Source organism: Pseudomonas sp. CP-1, from assembly GCF_021213715.1.
Taxonomy (GTDB): Bacteria; Pseudomonadota; Gammaproteobacteria; order Pseudomonadales; family Pseudomonadaceae; genus Pseudomonas; species Pseudomonas aeruginosa.
Window position 1 is genome coordinate 19,221 of record NZ_JAJQKY010000007.1, and the last position, 17,629, is coordinate 36,849.

A 17,629-nucleotide genomic window follows, 5' to 3' on the forward strand; every position below is an offset into this window, starting at 1 on the left:
CTCTCACCCGCCGCGCACGGGCAATGTAGAAAAAAGCCCGGGCGCGGTGCCGGGCTCGTTAGAACAAACCCGGCATGAGCCGGATTTGTCCAGCTCACAAGGAGGGAGGCCCATGGGGCCTAGTTATAGGAACAGGGACATACCGATGTTGGTGGGCACCGAAACCTTGGTCCTGGAGCCACCTAGTAGACTGGCATCTTCAAGCACCTTCAGAAGGCCAGGGAACGTCTTGTACCAGTCCATTTCTTGAACGGACTGGCGTTGGAACGGTCGCTGGAAATCGAGGGTGTAGTCAGAGTCACTCGTTACCGAGAACTCGGCTCCGGCTTTGTTGAGCTCGGCAAGAAAAGCCCGTGCACAGACATCCAAAACCGACTCTTGGGTTCTAAATCGCCATAACCCCTTCCCGCTTGGCAGCAGGTTGGTGCTGTCGATAAAGCCCCTTTCCTCGAAAATTTCTCGCCCCTTCGGGGACATGGTTTCCCAGTCCCGTACCGAGGCGATGCCTTTACGAATCGAAGCCCCGTTCAAAGCGACTTCAAACTCATTGCCTACCATCCTGAAAGCTAGGGGATGACCCGCATCGATGAGCACCCGAACTACATTCTCTAAGTGGGCAAGCCCCTCATTGAACTGCTCTGCAGTGCAGCTTTTGACACGGACATAGATTCCCCGGCTTAGGAGGTCAAACTCAGCGACTATCGACTGGGCTGCATCGAGTTCCACGGGGGAATGATCGATTGGCTGCGACGAATAGCCGTTGCTTCGAGCGTCGGCAACCTGGGCACAAACATGCTCCCAGGCTTCCTCCGCTGTTCCGCAGAGCAACTCCTTCTTACCGGAAACACCTCGCATGACTGAACCTTCCCACACTGTCACGAGGAACGTATTCACGTCCCCACGTACAGCGATGAAACGTCCCGAATCGTTCGTCAGGTAGAACATCACCTACCTCCTTACGCTATCTGAGCCGCATTGCTAACCGCAGCTTTCGTCAGCGCATCCAGCTGGTCCGCCACCGAGGTGGTGTACTCTTCCGGAAGTACGAGGTCGCGATCGAAGGTTTCATCGAAGAGTTCGCGGGCCAGAGCCTGGTCCGCTTCTTCGAGGTTGCCGTAGATAGCGTCGACGAAGGATTCATCCAGATCATCATACAGAGCCATTTTGGTAACCCAGCGTTTGAGCTCACGGAAGGAGATGTTGTCGAACGCCTCCTCCTGCGAAAACGCAACACGGAACCGGAACGCGAACTCAACCATCAGTTGGATGTTGAGATCATCCACTCCAGTGTTCAGACCATGCAGAGCAGCCATCTCTTTCTCAGCCGACATGAAGTTGGCCTTGAAGGAGGTGAAGCGGCTACGTACTGCAGCGTTCTGTCCCTTCGTGCCGGCATACCGGGGATCACGCGAGGACTTACCACCAGTGTTATCGGTTGCGAACAGCCGGAACGACGGGTGACGAACGATGTTCATCCCACCTTCGAGGCCGAGGAGTTCCCTCGGGTCCAGTTCAGGGTCAATCCCGTGGTGTTTCAGCGTCACGACCTCATCACCTTGGAGGATGTCGTTCAGACTGAGAAGCACGCCGGGATTCAGGCTGCAGATTTCGTCGATGGTGCAGCTCAGCCCATGGCGATAGGCATAACTCAGCACACCATCAACACTTTTCACACCGTCCTTCCCAAGGGTACGGAACCCTACCAGGTAACCTTCATCAACACCGGGGCCGGCATTGATTGCGATTGACGGACGGTTAAGACGGCCATTGATCTGGTTGATGAGGGAGGACTTACCGGTCCCCTTCTCGCCTACCAGCATGATGGAGTCTTTCGTCGCCATGCTCAGGAGAACCCGGCGAACCAGGCTCTCATTGAACACGTAATTGCTGTCGACACTCGGCGAAAGCGGATGACGCTCTGCCGGTACCGGGATCGGTTTCTCAAAACCCTTCAGAGGGGTAGAGAAGCCGAACAGCTCGTGGACCATTACCGGCTCGAACTTCTGGCTGGTGACAGCTTGGATGTGAGCGGCTTTGATCTCTTCGACGGTGATGTTCTTCTTGGCTACGTTGTTCATTTGTATTTCCTCGCACCCGCCGCGCACGGGGCATTGAGATGTACACCCGGGCGCGGAGCCGGGTGTTGTGAGATCGGTGACCTCGAGCAAACACCCAGCACTGAGCTGGATGTTTGGTCCAGCTCACAGAGCAAGGAGAGGCCCCTAAGGGGCCCGTTATTAGACGGCTACGCGGTCGTACATGGGGATCGCATCCGAGTCGTAAAACCCGAACATGATCATCCCAGCGCACAGTCGCTCTTCTGCGAGTCCGATTCTCCGAGCCAGCTCGGGAACCGAGAGATGCAGATCGATTTGCAGGTTGTTCAGCACGGCCCAGAAGGAGCGTGCTGGCAATACCTGGACCTCAATGACCGGCAGGATGCCAACCATCACGATCTCTTCGATTTGCTCTGACTGAGGAACGTCGTAGACGGCTCCATGAACGAACCCCTTCTTCCACTCGTCGTAGGAGATGGTGTCGGGAGTTTCAGGGTTGTCAGATAAGGTCCGGCCTCGTAGCGCAGCCTGACGGCCTTGCTCCCAGCTGGTTGCCCCGAAATAGACTTCCTGGATGATCCCGAACAGTTCGTTGTCGCTGTATTGGCGTTGTTGCATTGCTAAAAGCTCCTACCCGCTGCAGACGGGAGAATTGAAGAGTTCACTCCCGCCTGCAGGTCGGGAGGGTCCGACCTGGCTTAGCCTGGTTGGTCGTCGTAGAGGCGTGCGATGTCGTCCCAGTTGCCTGGTTCTTTCGCTACCAACCAGCCCATTGCCCATGCCCTGCCCTCTTGGGACATGGATGGGTACGGATTGGATTGGTTGGAGTTGCCCGAACGATATGCTTCTTTGCCTTGTTGAAACGCCTTCATTGAATGCTCCTTCCCGAAATCCGGGTGATGGCCACCCGAAACCCGATCACCGGGCCGGTTTTCCGATGTGCTTCATTTCCGCATGACAGGCCGCGAGGGCCAGATCCAGGGCAAACCTCGTAGCGAGGAAAGCCATCCCCAGTGGGGTGTGGAGAAGAATCGGTTTGAGCAATTTTCGAATTATGTTCGTTGTCCGCAGCACGTAATCGGCAATGATCACCGACCAATACATCATCGGAACAATTGCTTTTGGTGCTGGTATATCTCCCCCGCAGCCAACATACAGGGCGAACCCGACTGATAGCTTTAGGTTAGAAACGAACTTGGATTTTTTGGTTTTCATGGTATTCACCTTCTAGTTTAGTTAGTTCATGGTTTTTCTCCTGTCCTAACCCCAGAGGTGATCATCCCTAAGGGGAATTTCACCCCCAGGGTATGTCCATGGAATTTATGGCGTGCTGCTTCGTGTACCAGCTACGTCGCCACCGGCACGCCGGCGCTCAACGTAATCACAACCCCAGTAAATTGCGAATGCAAGAAACAGGATTCCGAGAGTCACACTGAAAGACATGGTCGCATCCTCGCGATGAGTAATAAGAGATTCTTTCGATCCTCTACTCACCTAGGGGCTACGTGCACGCTTCTTTGCCCGACGCGATTTACGTTTTACCGTGCGCGTCGGCTTCATTTTAGGACGCTTCTTCCGTCCCTGAGCCGTTGAGTTCAACGTAATGAGTGCAGTCATCAATATGGAAACCACAAAGACTATGCGAAGTTCATTAGTAGACCATCCTACGAACAGGGAGGAGGCAGAAGCACCCATGATGGACGCGATGATCACGACCATCAGGTTTTTTATGTAGCTCATGTTGCCTCCAAAGTTACGCCGTCGCGTGTTATGTGAAACACGACCAGGGCGTCCCGCCGGAAGTGTTGAACTTCCGGCCCGAAAGGGCTGGAAATTAGCCCTCCGGTTGGAGGAATAGCGGTGGCATATCGTCAGTATCCAGAGAGAAGTCGAGCATGCCCTGCTTACGCAGTTCAACTCGGTCCTTAACTCTGGCTTCTAACTTGGCTTTGATTTCATCTCGAAGCTCATTGTGTTTCCACTTGGGCATCGAGCGGGACCACGAACCGAGGTAATGCGCACCGTGGAAGTCGCTCCGAATCCTCGGAGACAGCAACCTGTGCGTTAGTACCTGCTTATTCGAGCCCCATACCACATTGATGCCTTCCTCCCCGTCGGAGCTCATGATGAGTTCAGAGGAGTTGGCAATAAGCTGTAAACGCTCGTGGTACGACACCCTCCCAAACTCTTCAGCTAGTAAGGCGCCTTCGGCCAAGTAATTCCGCATCAGGAAATCACCAATCTTACGACTGGCGAGATCCTCAGCTTCCTTGTCACGGCGAATTCGTACAGCACGTTGAGCGTAGCGCTCCATTCGATAAGACTCACGCATGTAGCCTCCTCGAGGGCGCACCAGCCCCGTAGGGCTGTTTTGCCCCACAGGGTTGTTTAAATTCAGATTAGGTCTGCAAGTGTCAGACCTGCTTTAACGCTGTATCCCGACAAGCAACCTTCGAGGCATAGCCCCGCCATGTCACACCGTTTGGAGTGACTATCGCAGGGTGAGTCGTAGGCCATATGAGGGGCACGGAAAAACTCACCTGCGCGAAGCCGTTTGGCAACTACGCGGGCATATTCCACTGCTTCCTCAATGTCGGCCGCCGTCCGTTTTACCCAGTGGACTGGATGCCAGATGGCGTTCACAACTGATTTGGAGTCCGGTTTCGTGATGTTGGGCTTCTGCCCTGAGGCATAACCACAAAGCTTTGGCTCTCTGATTCCCAACTGCTGGCATGCTAATTTCACTGCCAGCCAGTAGTAGGTCAGCTGATACCCGTATCGGGAAAACAACTCACCCTCAGGCTGTGCAGCGGTTTTCCAGTCCAAGATCACGACGTCGCCAACATCAGCCAACATCTCCCCTTTCGGGTTGAATATTGGTTTTGTGCATTCACCGACAAAGTCGATTACTAGCGTGATGAAGGTACGCTCAGCGATTTTCAACTTGAACTGTCCTTCAATAATCAGTGGCTTGAGGCCAAGATTACGGAAGTAAGACGGAAAGCCTGCAGCTAATTGTTTACCAAGAACCTCTGCTGTTTCCCGAGACTTAGACTTGGCCATGCTTATCAACTTTCCGTCGGATAAACCTTCGAACTTGTTAATAAACTGAGTGGCCATTTCCTCCTCTGGAATGTATCCCTTGACGAACCCTTCGATCACCCAATGCAAGGCTGAGCCGAACAGTAGGTTGAGCGGGGTTGCCTCGGGTTTTACACGAGCTCGGTAGTACCCCAGCAGCCGAGTGCAAACCATGGATTTCATGATCTGCGTTGGAGACAGCGTTATGTCTACTTCATCCGGGAGTGGATTGAAGATGTAATGCGGATTCACGAACGAAGTCATGCGATCACCTTTTCTAGGCGCACACGACTACCCGAGGGCAATCTTGTCGCCCTCGTGGGTTCTTGAATGGTTTAGAAGTCTACGACTTCAGATTCTTTTTCAGGTTGGTCATCCTCTCCGCGGAAAAAACGCCCTTGCGCAATTTCCAATTGCTCACCTTCCGGCTGTTGCCACAAGGATGGAGCTTCGAGAAGTTCAACTTGGCCTGTCATGGTGTTTCCTCCTATATCCCCGCTGCACCGGGAATAAGCTCGCGAAGAGATCCCGTGCAGGGGTAAGCATTGAAGCTGGAGGGTGCCTTTGACTGGTTAGCGTGCGAACACACATACCGAAATGGCGGGGAGATACACGTTCCTGGAACACGTCTACCTTGCAGGAGCAAAGGACATGCCTGGTATCTCGAGATTGTGGACTGATCAGACGATCGTCCAGTCTGTTCCAACAATGTCTGTGCTCATCTAACTCGAATTCGAGTATCGAGTCGCACCCCAGAAAACCTCGGTGAATTCACCAACGTAGTCTGGGTTTGCTCTTTCGGAGAAAGGCAAATGGGACAGACACTTTTTAGCCGAGCACATCCTAGTAGTCAAGATGTCCAAGGTCGAAACAAAGCTACTCTGGGTTTAGCATGCGCAAAAAAAACCCCAGACCAGCAAAAGCTGGACCGGGGTTTCTTGAGCGCTCACGCACAGGCACTGAGCAAGCCATCTGCGTTGACTGGCTTGAAGCCCATGAAGATCCCACCTTCGCATGCTTTCGCACGCAGGAGGTGGAAGCGTTGCGGCAATGGCTGTCCAACGACCTTCTCAACCACGATGATATCTTCCCAATCCTGGCCCTTGGCTCCAGGAGTGTGAATCACATCGGGCAGCATGAAGGCCACCTCGAACCCTTTACGCATCAGCTCAATAAAGAGCTTCCACGCAAAGGTTTGTCCATCGCCATATTTCCCACGTGCTTCGTTGTATGGGTCGTTATCAGACCAGATAACTACCCTATCGAATTCAGCACGATCGACAAACAACGTCGCCAGAGTGGTGCAGGCATGCGCTACTCGAACAGACTCGCCTGTTGCCAGGTGGATTGCCCATCCTTTCTCTACGCCTTCGGTCACATGCAGCGTCCTGCAACCTTCAACGTTTGCTACTCGGATTGACGCTCCTTTGAAGCCAGACAACGGGGAATCAATTTTCTTCACCTTCGAGACACCTTCCAGCTTATGACCATCCGGAGTCAGGTAGATCTTGTGGAAATTCACCACTCGACCAGTCCTGCTCCGAAACGCCGACACGATGGCCGGGAACCGACCGATGAGCTCCTTCACAACCTGACCATCTTTCTTACGGGTTTCGTAATACTCGAGGGCCGGGTGGAATTTCACGTCACCAAGGTTGCTGTTAAGCGGGATACCGCGGTGTTGAAAGTACAAACGGCCAGGAAGAGCATCCGGGTGGGTTAGCGAGATCAAGCCTTCTGCAGTCTTGATGTGCTTCGCCTTCCGCTTCTGCTCATCCTCCGGACTTATGCCAGCCCGTGAATTGACCACTACAGGAGTGACCTTACGGGTATAGCTTTTGCCGTTTGTTAGTGCATCTCTGACTTTGAACATTACGTCGGTGAAGTTGCGACCGACGCCGTCCAGGATCAGAAGCTCTACTGGGTCCCGGCCACCGTCCTGCAAGCAGGAGCAGATAGCGCGGTCTTCGTAGCCCGGCTTGTTTGAGAATCTGAAATCACTCTTCCCTCCCCCATTCCGGTGACGGTGTGGGAAAGGGCAGTCGACCAGATGTCCATGGTTCTTGAGTGCAGCATCGAACGAGCTAGTCAAACGTGGGATCACGTTAAGCCAACCGCCGTTGCTCTTCACCAGCTCCAGGACTTCCTCAGACAGTTTCGGACGATTGTCGTCTTGACGATCCATAGCTACCTCCAATTGCAAGGCAGCCACGTCCCCTTAGGGATGGCTTGCCCTAAGGGTGGGAATTGCGCGAGCGCGAGTTTTTAAAGAACCCAGCTCCAGAATTCTGGGACTGGAATCTTCTCCAGACATCCGTGCGGAATTTCGCATGCGAAAGCTGGGGGAAAGATCACCTCCAACGCTAAGGAGGCCCCCAGCTGAAATCAAGGACATGAAGTCTACAAATGCAGAAAGGCCCGGTGCATCGCTGCGCCGGGCCTTTCGTCTCATCTGTCTAGGGCACCTCTAATACAGCCTGCAAAGGTTGTATTAGGGGTGCCCTTGACTAAGTCATAGGGCACGAGATCAGCATTCAACTCCAGCAGCTTCAAAGGAAGCACATCTGTCGTGTTGGACCTTCGTCATTGTGTTTCGCGCATCATCTCCCTGAAAAAGGAAGAGAGCAGCAGAAAGCGCAAAGGCAAAGGTGAGTGCATATTTCATGTCGTGGTCCTCAATGTGAATTGAGACGACCACTACCCTCCCGAAGGCGATGTGGATCGCCCTAGGGGTCGAGTGAGATTTGCTTAGAAAACACTCTGCGACGGAATAGCGAATGATGAGGCCAAGGGGGCACACACCAAACACCAAACCGAGCGAATGTCACCACAACGCAGCAACCAGCTCAGCAAAATTGGCGAATGGGCGTGTTCACACCAAAACGCAAAATCGCAGAGTGAAGTCCTTTACGAACTCACGCGACACTGACTTGTTAAAGAACGTGAAGCAGGTAGATCACGATGATCAAGATGCAATGCACCTGGAACATCGCAAAACGATGAACCAAGTGAAAAGCACCAGGTTCACCTTGAAGCGAGATGATCAGAACGGCGACTGAATACAGTCACTGAACCAATCTCCCACCACAACCCTTGAATTCAAAGGCGGGGGCGGGTTGTGATCAGCTATCAGTGAGTTCACCAACAGCGGGAGATCACGAGAAAACGCCTTCACGATAGGTCGCCCTACCCCGCCATTCAAGTACGCCGTGTCCCAAAATGAAAAAGGGCGCCTCAATTGCTTGAAGCGCCCTATTCCCCTACTGAAGATTTAGTTCAGCCATCGGTCTCCATCGCTGCGACGCTGACGATATCGATCTGATCCACCTTTATCTGCTTGGGCTGTTGTGATCCGCCGATCATCAGCATGCACCATGCCTTGGAAGGATCTTCGCTGACGCGATCATTCATCAAATACCCGGACGCTACCGCACTGTCCAGTGCAACCTTGATACCGATTACCTGACGCTCCGCAGTAATCGGTATGTATCCCTTACCATTCTTCTTCGAAGAACTATTCGGCGCAGCGGCCGGCCCCTGTTCCTGCGAAGGGGTGGTTACAACTGCTGGCGTATTTGTCTCGCCCTGGCCCTGGGCTTTTGACTGCCCCTCGGGTTTAGCATGCGAAACTGGGGACTGGTCGGTCTGACCAGGAGGGTTCGCCTGAGAAGAATTACCACCCTTCCCTACCCCATCTTGAGCTGGATGCCCGACTTTTCCAGCTTGGTGTTCAGTTTGCGGTTCTTGTGCCGGAGGAGCTTTCGTGGGCACTGTCTTGCCTTTTGCTGCTCTGACCGCATCACGTACTTGCTGCCTGCTGATGGAGCCTTCCGCTTTTGCCCTTTCAATGAATGCAGTGAACGTCTCGGGCTGAAGGTTCTTCAGTTGCTTCATTTCCCGTAAGACTTCGCTGTCGCTCGTAATGCCTCCTTTGATCAGGTCAACCAGTTCCTCGGGAAGGTCTGCGAGTCCCAAATGAATGGAGATGTAGGTCTCGCTTTTCCCCATGTAGGTAGCCAAGTCCTGGTTGGACAGGGGCTCCCCAGCAGCCTTAGCTTCAGCTTTGGCTTCAGCCAAGGCTTGACCAACCTCATAGGGGTTGAGATTTTGCCGCTGCTCGTTTTCGATCAGCTGCGAGAGGATCTCCTTGGCCGGCGTGCGTTTCTTGCCGTCAACGATAGCTTTCAGCTTAAAGCCTGGGCGAAGTACCGCAGCGGCATAGCGACGACCGCCTTTCTTCAAGGGGTACTTCTGAGTTTCAGGATTCATCGGACCAACGATGATGGGGGTTTGCTGCCCTTCGTCATCGTAGCTAGCTGCCAGTTCCTCGATCTCCTTGAAGTCTTTCCTCACCTGAGGTTTGACTTCGATCTGATCTACGCTGAGGAGAATAATCTGATTCTCCTGTGCGGCCCGGCCAAGGTCCATCAGGTCATTCAGTCGAGTCAAACTCCCTAGGTCTAATGTCTTAGCCATTAGATTGCCCCCACTTTCTTAGCGCGCGATTGGCTCTTTTTCTTTACCGGCTTTTTCTTCCGAGGCACCTTCGGTGCGATCACCACAGGCGTGATTTCTACGCCTGCTCGGTGCGCCATTTCCTCCATCAGCCTGATCATTTCTACGCCGGTCTCACGCTCAGCACCATTGGTTCGCATGCTCCAAACGGGCTTGCATTGGCGCAGCGCGGTATCAATTGCCCCTCGGATCGAGAGACTGTTTTGAAGAATTTTGGGACCAACTACTTTTCGCAGGTCCTCCAACGACTCGCGGTGAGCGTTCACGCGAGTGTTGTATTTGTTGCAGATGATCCCAGTAGGAGTGATCTGAGTGCCGAACAACGGCCCGACCATATCGAACGTCTCGATTAGAGAAATCACGCCATCTACAGCGAACGCCGCCAGCTCCACAGGTACAAAGATGTGATCCGATACCACAGATGCCGCAATCATCCGCACCCCATTGGTAGGTGGGGTGTCGATTACGATGTAATCGTAATCCTCTGCCAACTTTTGGATGTGCTTGGCAAAGGGACCTACCGCCGACAAGCCAATCTGCTCTACTGAACTCAACTCATCGTCTTTGTTCAGGGCATAAATCAAGTCGGCGCCGAGTGCCGTCTGGAGGGGCTTGAGATCAGGCAGTTCTTCTTTGAAGAGATGCGCGCTGCGGAGCCCTCCATTGCGGGAATCAGGCGCGAGTCGACTGGAGAAGTTGCCTTGGCTGTCCAGGTCGATACCCAGCACGCGGTATCCCTGCTCTACCAAGTAAACCAGCCAATGGAAATCGATCGTCGTTTTGCCTACGCCGCCCTTCTGGTTAGTAACAGCATGGACGTCGGCGAGCAGTTTTCTCTTCTTGAACGGGATTGCGGCCATGTGAGGCTCCTTGTCTGCAATGGAGTCCACTCTAACCGCATTGCAGTCCATTTCAAGTCAAAACACCTGCTTTGCAGCTTTTTTTCATGGCGGCGACCGCATTGCGAAATCTAAAAACAAAAAGGGGCGAATCCCCTCGCCCCTTCTCACTGAGTTTCGCATGCTAAACCGGCGTTACATCGGCACCTCTTGCGGGTGCACGGTCGCATGATTGGTATTGGTCGTGCGGTTTAAATACTCGACGCGCTTCGCTGCAGCGAGCTTGTCGTAAAAGCGCCCCATGTAAAGGTAGTACGTGCTCCCTTTGTGTACCGGTTCGAAATCCTTGATCCCGTAAGCTTCCAGGTAGCGCTGGAACTTCTGCCAGCTACCTTCATCCTTATAAACGTAGAGGACGTCGTAGATCACACGTGACTTTGGGGATACTACGATCGGTGCTGGGGACTGTACTGAAGATGTCACAGGGCCGCCGGCAAGCACCGCGCTACCAGCATCTGAGCCCCTCTGAATCACAACCGGAGATATCTTAGGCTCGAACTTGGCCACAGTTACTACTGGTGCCTGCTTGGATGCGATAGCCAGAGGCTTCGCATCTTGTTTGACCGGCTTGTCGTCAACCTTGGCGTAGGTGGTTGGCTTTTCACCATAGGAGCCTGCGTAGACCGCTCGACCAGTGACGACCGGGGCCACGACTGTAGCCTTTTTGATTTCAGCGCCGGCCGTCAAGGCCGCTACCTCTGTCCGGGCTTTGGCGGTGATTTCAGTTTTCTCACGCGCGAGTCGTGCTTTGATTTCGGCGATTCGGCTCTCTGTTAAGCTCCCGATCTCAGGCGAAGGCTGATCCGTAATTGCTGCTGTTACCGCCACAGGTGTCTGCAGCTGACGGGAGAGATCAGCCAATCGTTCATGCTCTTTCTGAGCCGCTGCCAATTTCGTCTCAAGCTGGGAGAGTTGCCCTTTCAGCTCACTAATCTGGTTATTGATTTCAACAACCGCATTTGCTGCTCGCCGTTCAGCGTCCGCGTTAGCTACCGCCATTGCAAAGCGTTGCTTCTCAAGAGTGCGGGAGCTTTCCGCCTTTTGTTCCGCAAGCTGAGCTTTCAGTTTCGCCAGATCGGCCTGCTTGGCTGCATCAGCAGCTTTCAACTGCTCAATCTCAGCCATTGCTCGATTCTCAGCCTCGAGTAATGCGCGGTCACGGTCATTCTCAATGATGGACTGGCGTATGGCCGCCTTTGAATTCTCTTCAGCAACCCGGGCCTGTGAGGCCTGGGTTGCCGCTTGGAACTCTTCAATCCGGCTCGACTCAGTTGAGGGAGCTTTACCCGAGCCTAGATCCTGTTCGTAGGCTGTTGTAGAAAGCGACGCCTCCAAGGCCTGCTTTTGCTTTTCGAGCGAATCAATCTGATCCTTGAACTCGTTCAGGCGGCGCATGTAGAGAATCTGCGATTCGGTGTACTTCTGGCTACCGAGACCATCCTGGATACGTTGATCGTACTGGGATTGAGGCTCGATGGAAGCTAGCTCCACCGGCTCATGGGTGGAGGTACAACCGGCTAACACTGCCGTCAGAGCGATAGCCAGCAGAGTTGGCACCGGGAATGGTCGGTTTAGCATGCGAAATTATACCTTCGGCCTCTGGCTACCCGCAGGATGGTCGGCAAGGTTCGGCAGGGCCATAACAATGGCTTCTGTCGTAATAATGGAAACGGAGTGCCCAAATTCGAGGGTAGGGGCTAACACTCGTCGACTTTGATGCCTAGCCGCTCCAGAAGCCCTGCGAATTGATCGTCACCTGTCATGAGAAAGCCCATCTGCCAATTGCCACTCGGTGTCTTCTGAATCACACAGGGATACCCCGTGTGATCGGATACCAGCCGGGTCAGACGTGCGATGTCGGCGTCTTGCTTGGGCAAGTTGACCTTTGGCTTAGGCTTGTTGAGGTGCTTGGCAACCTCATCTTCGATCTTCTTAACGCTCCACCCCAGCCTTACGGCTTTCGTCGCGACTTCACGTTGGATGCCTTTCGAGTCGAGTGAGCACAGCGGGCGAGCCTGAGTCGCCGTGAGTTTGCCGTGGATCAGGAAGTCCTTGGCAGTGATGTCCAAGGTGAGCAACCGCAGGTAGTTGGAGACGTGCGACCTGCTTTTACCCAGCTCCTTGCCTATTTGCTCGTGGGAGAGACCGGTTTCTTGTATGTCTGCATAGGCTTGAGCTTCTTCGATCGGGTTGAGTTGCACCCGGAGAACGTTCTCTACAGCAGAAATGAAACGGGCCTGGTTATCCGTGTAGTGCCCGATCCGACAATGCAGGCGGGGGATCATCTTGAGTTGCGCCGCGCGCCAACGTCGTTCGCCGGAAATGATGAAGTAGCCGCCCTGAGCCCGGGGACATAGCACCACCGGGGTTACATTCCCCCCGGCCTTGACCATGCTGTCACCTAGCTCTTCCAGCTCTGCAAGAGTGAAGTTCCGACGGGTTTGCCAGATGCCAGGCTGCATGAGATCAACATCGACGTCTCGGTGCTCAACAGGTACTAGGTTGATACCCAGGCAATGGGACTCTGTGGGGTTGATTCCGGTCTCTGATTGATACACGTGAAACCCTCGTGCGTTCGTGAAACATGATACACGAGGGATAACGGATTGGCCGCAAAAATCAACGCCCTAATGAGCTGGCCACCTGAATCGTTGCATCTTCGATTAGTCCCCAAGGCCGCCCTGCAGGACGTAAGCAGATCACCAGGCCAGGAGACTCGCCTCTGGAAGTGTAGGGTAGGGGGTGAGCAATGTGGGATGGATCATCGTCCGGCAAGAACCCATTCGAAACAAGTGCATCAATAACCGGTTTGCAGGCCGCGGTAACACTTTCTGGGTCGAGCAAGCTGCTCTCACCTGTGATGTATACCTCCTCGACCAACAAAGGATAGGTCGCAATGGCTATCCATTCCTCGAGAACAGCCTTGTAGGTGTATCGAAGGGCCTCCACTCGTTTCAGCCATGTGTTCTTCAGGCGGGTGGCCTTGGCGTCGTGGACGCGGAGCATGGTGTTGAGAGAGACCAGCTTCGCCCCGGGGAAGCAAATGGTCAGTACCCTGGATGTAGATTCCAGGCTAATCCTGTCTTTCCTCCCATCCATATTGGCGGTTTGGACTTTTTCGAGGCGCTGGACGGCCTTGCTCGGCTTTTTATCAGCAGGGGAGGGCGGGGTAGATGTTGGCTCGCTTTGGAGCTGCCTTGCAATCCGCTCCAGAAATTTGGGATCACTGGCGAATGCAGCCCGGTGGTTTGACTTACGCATAGGTCCTCCAGAAACAAGGGAGGACCATAACCGTGCATTGAGATATGACCAGTTTTTACCTGCTTGAGGTCGGTAAGGGCAGGTACGTCCAGAAGAGGGCACCTCCTGAACATTATTAGGGCATGAATCAGGAGTTGTTCCATGTCCAATATTCGATCTGTCTGCATCGTCGACGACTCCCCCGGAATGCGGAAGATGGGGGCCGGCTTTCTGCAGAAAGCTGATATCGAGGTTCACCTCGCAAAGGATGGGTACGAGGCCCTGCGTGTTATTCGCGAGGCTAGGCCTGATGCGTGCTTCATCGACATCGAAATGCCTAACCTGGACGGATTGAAGCTTGCCTCAATCCTACGAGCTTCGACTCAATTCAAGCACCTACCCATCGCCATGCTTTCCAGTGCGAGTTCACCTTTCGACATACAGAAAGGGCTCTTGGCAGGCGCAGATCTCTACCTGACCAAGCCGTTCACAGGCGACAAGATCGCGAAAGCACTCATTGATATGGAAGCGATTATCGATGAGCAGTGATATCTCCAGCGGTCGTTACAAGTGCATTGGGTATCGGATCGGCGATACCTACTGCTTGAGCCCTTCATTGGCGGTAAACGCCATCACTCAGGTTCCTGTTAGTCCCACGCAAGTGCCCGGAACGAAGCCCTGGTTGCTCGGGGCAACCAAGCTGGATGGAGACATCATTCCTTTCGTGAACATAGCTCGGTTCCTCTCGATCCCTCAGACCATGTCCAGGGCAGAACACAGTAACCCAGTGGCTTTGATCGTCCGGGGCGGAGCTGATGTGGGTGACGTAGGCGTCATCGTAGATCAAGTGGTTGGGTTCATCCCTTCGGGCAACCTCACTGACGCCCCAAATGCCAATTTGAAGATCCCACCCGGGTTAGGTGCTTGCCTAGTCGGAGTCGTAACAGGCGACGCCCGGACGTGGGCTGTCATCGACATTCAGGCGCTAATTGCCGATCCCAAAATGCAAACGATTGACCTCACATGAGACAGGACCGCATGAGCAACAATTTTTCCTTCGTTCCCCTTACCGCGGTCCTGCTGATCGCAACTGGCAGCGCGGCTGCATGGACTGGATACAGCTTCCTTAAAGACACTCGGGCTGATTCCTTTTATGTGGCTGAAACCTACGAACTGAAGTCCGCCGCTATGCAAACCATCTACTTGGCAGACAAAGCAGCGGCTGATGGTGCATATGCAAGCCAGCTCGTCGAGGCGGAAAGTCAGGTAGAGCGCGCCCTGATGCATCTTCGGAATGGAGACCCAATCAAGGGTATTCCCGGCGCACCGGAATCGGTACTGCGTAGCCTGGAGTCCCTGAGTGCTTCCTGGGATGGCATTGCCCCCTCGATCGCCAAACTGATCAGTGGACAGTCTGGGACCGAAGCCTTCAGCCGATCCGCCAAGGAGGCGAAGACGGCCGTTGTGAAAGTGATTGAGAGTGGCCGCTCGGCTGAAGCGCTGCTATCTAAGCTGAATGCTACTTCCCAGCAGAAGAGCCAGCTGGCTCAGGCCCTCACTGAGCTGGAAGCTGACGTAGCGGGAGTCACTGCTACTACAGTGGTCGATGCCACCGGGCTGCAAGGCGCAGAGGCAGGGGTTAGCAAGTATTTAGGCGCGCTCACCGCATTCGGGAATTCGTTGCCTCGTGACAAGGCGATGATGGATGAGTTGATCAAAAGCTACCGAAGCGCTCAATCCGCTCAGAGCCTGATCAGCCAGGCAAGCGGCCTTTCCGCCAACTCGGCCCAGAATCTTCCGCATGCTAAAGAAATCTGGCAGGCACGGGACAAGATCGCGTCTTCGACAGATACCTTGATCGCTTCGGTGAAGGCTTTGCCGGATGCACGAGCCATCAACCCAACTCTCGTGGCAGTCCTGGGTGCTCTAACTATCGGCCTCGCGATCCTGAGTGTCCTCTTGGTGGCTCGTGTATCTGCTTCTCGGGCTCAGGCGGTTGAAACCCGCGGCAGCACGATTGAGGGTAGTCAGCGTGAACGGTCCAAGGAGCTGAGTCTCCTTTTGACTGAAATTGAGCGAGTAGGGCGGGGAGAGTTGGACCTTACCCTGACAGATGATCGCGATTCCACCAAAGAGATCGCGAAACTGCTCAACCAGGTATTCGCGCGGTTCCATGAGATTTTCACCGAAACCAGCCAGACCGTAATGGGGCTTGCTGCGGCGACGGAACAAACCATCACCACAGCTCGCAATGTTGACCGCAATCGTGACGAGCAATTCCGGGCGATCGAGCACATCAGCTCTCTGATCGCAGACATGAATACCTTCATCAATCTGATCCAGCAGCTCATGGGTGATACCCAGCGCGTTGCCAACAGCGTGGCTAACAAAGTCCACGCCGGCAGTGAGTCTGTGAATGGTGTGCACGAAGGTATTTTGGTCCAGACCCAGCACCTGAACTCTATCCAGCATCGAAACAAGCATCTGATCGAACGGTTCCAGATGCTGGAAAGGATCAGTGAGTTCGTAAAAGAGGTTGCGACAAAGTCCGAGCTGGTTGCTTACAACGCCTACCTGGTATCGGACCAAGTCGAGGGCAATACCGAGCTGTCCCGTGCGATGGCTAAGAGCGGTGAAGCGGTCCAGGACCTCAGCACCCAGTCGAAAGCTGTGGTGAGCGAGATTGGGCAACTGCTCAAGGACATGAATGAAGCTGCTCGCGATACCCAGACCGCTGTTGACATATCACTGAGCGAAATGCAGGGCCTGCTGACCCGCTCCAATGCGGCGCTCGCTTCCCTGAAAGACATTCAGAGCATTACTGAGAGCCTCACCACGAGTGTTGACGACGTCAATCAGCGGACCAATAGCCTCATTTCTCAGTCGTCCGAGGTATCCGAGACGATGAGCTCTATTCGTCACTACGCTTCCGAAAACTCGGCTGCGAGCGAGCAGACTGCATCTGCAATGAACAACCTGAATCGCCAAGCTCAGAACCTGCACAGTGGCATTCAAGACTTCTACAGCAAGCAACGCGAACGCGCATGAATACAGTCGATGATCTGATTCTCGATGAGGGGATGGCCAACTCTTGGATGAAGATCATCGAGGAGCGCTTTGCCATCGAAATTGACGAGCACCGGCGTGTTGCCTTTGCGAGGGCCCTTACCAGTTTCGCATGCGAAACTGGTGAGACCCTCGAAAGCCTGTTCAAGCTGTTCGTGTCTGGGCGTTTGGAGGAAGCGCAGAGATTCCAGATTCTGCACCTGGCGACCAATCACGAAACTCGGTTTTTCCGATATCCCCCATCGTTATCTGCTATCCGTGACGCCTGTGCTGATATTCGTAGACCTCCCAGAGTCTTGTCAGTCGGTTGCTCAACAGGTGAAGAGCCCTACAGCATCGCATGCACATTGCTTCGCGCTGGACATGCAGCATTTCATGTGCATGGCACCGATGTGTCCCAGCCATGTATCGATAAAGCGCGGCAGGGGATCTACCGCGGGCACCCCGAGATACGACTCGATGTCGCTGCACCACAAGGCCAGCATGAGGTCAGGTTTCACGCCTGGATACGAGACATGGTCACCTTTGAGCAGCACAACATTCTTGCTGAGCGTCCGGTGAACTTCACCGCTCCTGACGTGATCATCACCCAAAACATGCTGATCTATTACCGCGTCGAAACGCGGCACCTAATACTGCAGAAGCTGGCGGCCATGTTGCCGATTGGGGGGTACTTACTGACCGGCCCCGCAGAGGACGGTAACTGGAATCCGCTGGGGTTGAAGCGACTCCCTAACCACCTTCTCAATCTCTTTGTAAGGGTTGCTTAGC

The 17,629-nt window shown here is 54.1% G+C and carries 19 protein-coding genes; 4 read left to right on the forward strand and 15 right to left on the reverse strand.

The window, feature by feature from the left end:
* Positions 1–123 precede the first annotated feature (123 nt).
* From LT948_RS15380 to LT948_RS15450, 15 genes are all read right to left on the reverse strand, one after another.
* Positions 124–945 (reverse strand): hypothetical protein, encoded by an 822-nt coding sequence (locus LT948_RS15380; protein WP_010792584.1) that lies wholly within the window; start codon positions 943–945, stop codon positions 124–126.
* Positions 946–956: 11 nt separating this feature from the next.
* A complete protein-coding gene (locus LT948_RS15385; protein WP_010792585.1) occupies positions 957–2,078 on the reverse strand; it encodes an AAA family ATPase in 1,122 nt (373 codons plus the stop codon).
* 159 nt (positions 2,079–2,237) lie between these two features.
* Positions 2,238–2,675 (reverse strand): hypothetical protein, encoded by a 438-nt coding sequence (locus tag LT948_RS15390; RefSeq protein ID WP_010792586.1) that lies wholly within the window; start codon positions 2,673–2,675, stop codon positions 2,238–2,240.
* 80 nt (positions 2,676–2,755) lie between these two features.
* Positions 2,756–2,929 carry a ribosome modulation factor gene (locus LT948_RS15395; protein WP_010792587.1) on the reverse strand — a complete coding sequence of 58 codons (174 nt, stop codon included), beginning with the start codon at positions 2,927–2,929 and terminating at the stop codon, positions 2,756–2,758.
* Between the two features lie 46 nt (positions 2,930–2,975).
* Positions 2,976–3,272, reverse strand: coding sequence for a hypothetical protein (locus LT948_RS15400; protein WP_010792588.1), 297 nt, complete (start codon positions 3,270–3,272; stop codon positions 2,976–2,978).
* 619 nt (positions 3,273–3,891) lie between these two features.
* Positions 3,892–4,389, reverse strand: coding sequence for a hypothetical protein (locus LT948_RS15405; RefSeq protein WP_010792590.1), 498 nt, complete (start codon positions 4,387–4,389; stop codon positions 3,892–3,894).
* Positions 4,390–4,451: 62 nt separating this feature from the next.
* Complete coding sequence (locus tag LT948_RS15410; RefSeq protein ID WP_010792591.1) at positions 4,452–5,402, reverse strand: PD-(D/E)XK nuclease family protein; 951 nt, start codon at positions 5,400–5,402, stop codon at positions 4,452–4,454.
* A gap of 71 nt (positions 5,403–5,473) precedes the next feature.
* Positions 5,474–5,614, reverse strand: coding sequence for a hypothetical protein (locus LT948_RS15415; protein ID WP_019439024.1), 141 nt, complete (start codon positions 5,612–5,614; stop codon positions 5,474–5,476).
* A 470-nt stretch (positions 5,615–6,084) separates the two neighbouring features.
* Complete coding sequence (locus tag LT948_RS15420; RefSeq protein ID WP_010792592.1) at positions 6,085–7,323, reverse strand: DUF7146 domain-containing protein; 1,239 nt, start codon at positions 7,321–7,323, stop codon at positions 6,085–6,087.
* A gap of 342 nt (positions 7,324–7,665) precedes the next feature.
* Entirely contained in the window at positions 7,666–7,803 is a 138-nt protein-coding gene (locus LT948_RS15425; protein ID WP_153274579.1) for a hypothetical protein, read from the reverse strand.
* A 611-nt stretch (positions 7,804–8,414) separates the two neighbouring features.
* Complete coding sequence (locus tag LT948_RS15430; protein WP_223198331.1) at positions 8,415–9,566, reverse strand: ParB/RepB/Spo0J family partition protein; 1,152 nt, start codon at positions 9,564–9,566, stop codon at positions 8,415–8,417.
* Between the two features lie 47 nt (positions 9,567–9,613).
* A complete protein-coding gene (locus LT948_RS15435) occupies positions 9,614–10,513 on the reverse strand; it encodes a ParA family protein (RefSeq protein WP_010792594.1) in 900 nt (299 codons plus the stop codon).
* A gap of 174 nt (positions 10,514–10,687) precedes the next feature.
* Positions 10,688–12,109: a hypothetical protein gene (locus tag LT948_RS15440; RefSeq protein WP_223198330.1), complete on the reverse strand. Its 1,422-nt coding sequence runs from the start codon at positions 12,107–12,109 to the stop codon at positions 10,688–10,690.
* A gap of 140 nt (positions 12,110–12,249) precedes the next feature.
* Positions 12,250–13,110, reverse strand: a complete 861-nt coding sequence (locus LT948_RS15445; RefSeq protein WP_010792597.1) for a ParB/RepB/Spo0J family partition protein — start codon at positions 13,108–13,110, stop codon at positions 12,250–12,252.
* A 61-nt stretch (positions 13,111–13,171) separates the two neighbouring features.
* Positions 13,172–13,813 (reverse strand): hypothetical protein, encoded by a 642-nt coding sequence (locus LT948_RS15450; RefSeq protein WP_019439026.1) that lies wholly within the window; start codon positions 13,811–13,813, stop codon positions 13,172–13,174.
* Positions 13,814–13,954: 141 nt separating this feature from the next.
* Between LT948_RS15450 and LT948_RS15455 the strand changes: the two genes are divergently transcribed.
* From LT948_RS15455 to LT948_RS15470, 4 genes are read left to right on the forward strand one after another with little or no spacing between them, the layout of a single operon-like run.
* Positions 13,955–14,341 carry a response regulator gene (locus LT948_RS15455; protein WP_010792598.1) on the forward strand — a complete coding sequence of 129 codons (387 nt, stop codon included), beginning with the start codon at positions 13,955–13,957 and terminating at the stop codon, positions 14,339–14,341.
* Positions 14,331–14,819 (forward strand): chemotaxis protein CheW, encoded by a 489-nt coding sequence (locus tag LT948_RS15460; protein WP_019439027.1) that lies wholly within the window; start codon positions 14,331–14,333, stop codon positions 14,817–14,819. Before LT948_RS15455 ends, LT948_RS15460 begins: the two co-directional genes overlap by 11 nt.
* Positions 14,820–14,830: 11 nt before the next feature.
* Positions 14,831–16,840: a methyl-accepting chemotaxis protein gene (locus LT948_RS15465; RefSeq protein ID WP_021018430.1), complete on the forward strand. Its 2,010-nt coding sequence runs from the start codon at positions 14,831–14,833 to the stop codon at positions 16,838–16,840.
* Complete coding sequence (locus tag LT948_RS15470; protein ID WP_019439029.1) at positions 16,837–17,628, forward strand: CheR family methyltransferase; 792 nt, start codon at positions 16,837–16,839, stop codon at positions 17,626–17,628. The genes LT948_RS15465 and LT948_RS15470 overlap by 4 nt, the downstream gene beginning before the upstream one ends.
* Position 17,629: the final 1 nt, after the last annotated feature.

Excerpts from the sequence above, each read along its gene's own strand:
- LT948_RS15380 (WP_010792584.1), bottom strand. The coding sequence starts at position 945 with ATGTTCTACCTGACGAACGATTCGGGACGTTTCATCGCTGTACGTGGG.
- LT948_RS15385 (WP_010792585.1), bottom strand. The coding sequence starts at position 2,078 with ATGAACAACGTAGCCAAGAAGAACATCACCGTCGAAGAGATCAAAGCC.
- LT948_RS15390 (WP_010792586.1), bottom strand. The coding sequence starts at position 2,675 with ATGCAACAACGCCAATACAGCGACAACGAACTGTTCGGGATCATCCAG.
- LT948_RS15395 (WP_010792587.1), bottom strand. The coding sequence starts at position 2,929 with ATGAAGGCGTTTCAACAAGGCAAAGAAGCATATCGTTCGGGCAACTCC.
- LT948_RS15400 (WP_010792588.1), bottom strand. The coding sequence starts at position 3,272 with ATGAAAACCAAAAAATCCAAGTTCGTTTCTAACCTAAAGCTATCAGTC.
- LT948_RS15405 (WP_010792590.1), bottom strand. The coding sequence starts at position 4,389 with ATGCGTGAGTCTTATCGAATGGAGCGCTACGCTCAACGTGCTGTACGA.
- LT948_RS15410 (WP_010792591.1), bottom strand. The coding sequence starts at position 5,402 with ATGACTTCGTTCGTGAATCCGCATTACATCTTCAATCCACTCCCGGAT.
- LT948_RS15415 (WP_019439024.1), bottom strand. The coding sequence starts at position 5,614 with ATGACAGGCCAAGTTGAACTTCTCGAAGCTCCATCCTTGTGGCAACAG.
- LT948_RS15420 (WP_010792592.1), bottom strand. The coding sequence starts at position 7,323 with ATGGATCGTCAAGACGACAATCGTCCGAAACTGTCTGAGGAAGTCCTG.
- LT948_RS15425 (WP_153274579.1), bottom strand. The coding sequence starts at position 7,803 with ATGAAATATGCACTCACCTTTGCCTTTGCGCTTTCTGCTGCTCTCTTC.
- LT948_RS15430 (WP_223198331.1), bottom strand. The coding sequence starts at position 9,566 with ATGGACCTTGGCCGGGCCGCACAGGAGAATCAGATTATTCTCCTCAGC.
- LT948_RS15435 (WP_010792594.1), bottom strand. The coding sequence starts at position 10,513 with ATGGCCGCAATCCCGTTCAAGAAGAGAAAACTGCTCGCCGACGTCCAT.
- LT948_RS15450 (WP_019439026.1), bottom strand. The coding sequence starts at position 13,813 with ATGCGTAAGTCAAACCACCGGGCTGCATTCGCCAGTGATCCCAAATTT.
- LT948_RS15455 (WP_010792598.1), top strand. The coding sequence starts at position 13,955 with ATGTCCAATATTCGATCTGTCTGCATCGTCGACGACTCCCCCGGAATG.
- LT948_RS15460 (WP_019439027.1), top strand. The coding sequence starts at position 14,331 with ATGAGCAGTGATATCTCCAGCGGTCGTTACAAGTGCATTGGGTATCGG.
- LT948_RS15465 (WP_021018430.1), top strand. The coding sequence starts at position 14,831 with ATGAGCAACAATTTTTCCTTCGTTCCCCTTACCGCGGTCCTGCTGATC.
- LT948_RS15470 (WP_019439029.1), top strand. The coding sequence starts at position 16,837 with ATGAATACAGTCGATGATCTGATTCTCGATGAGGGGATGGCCAACTCT.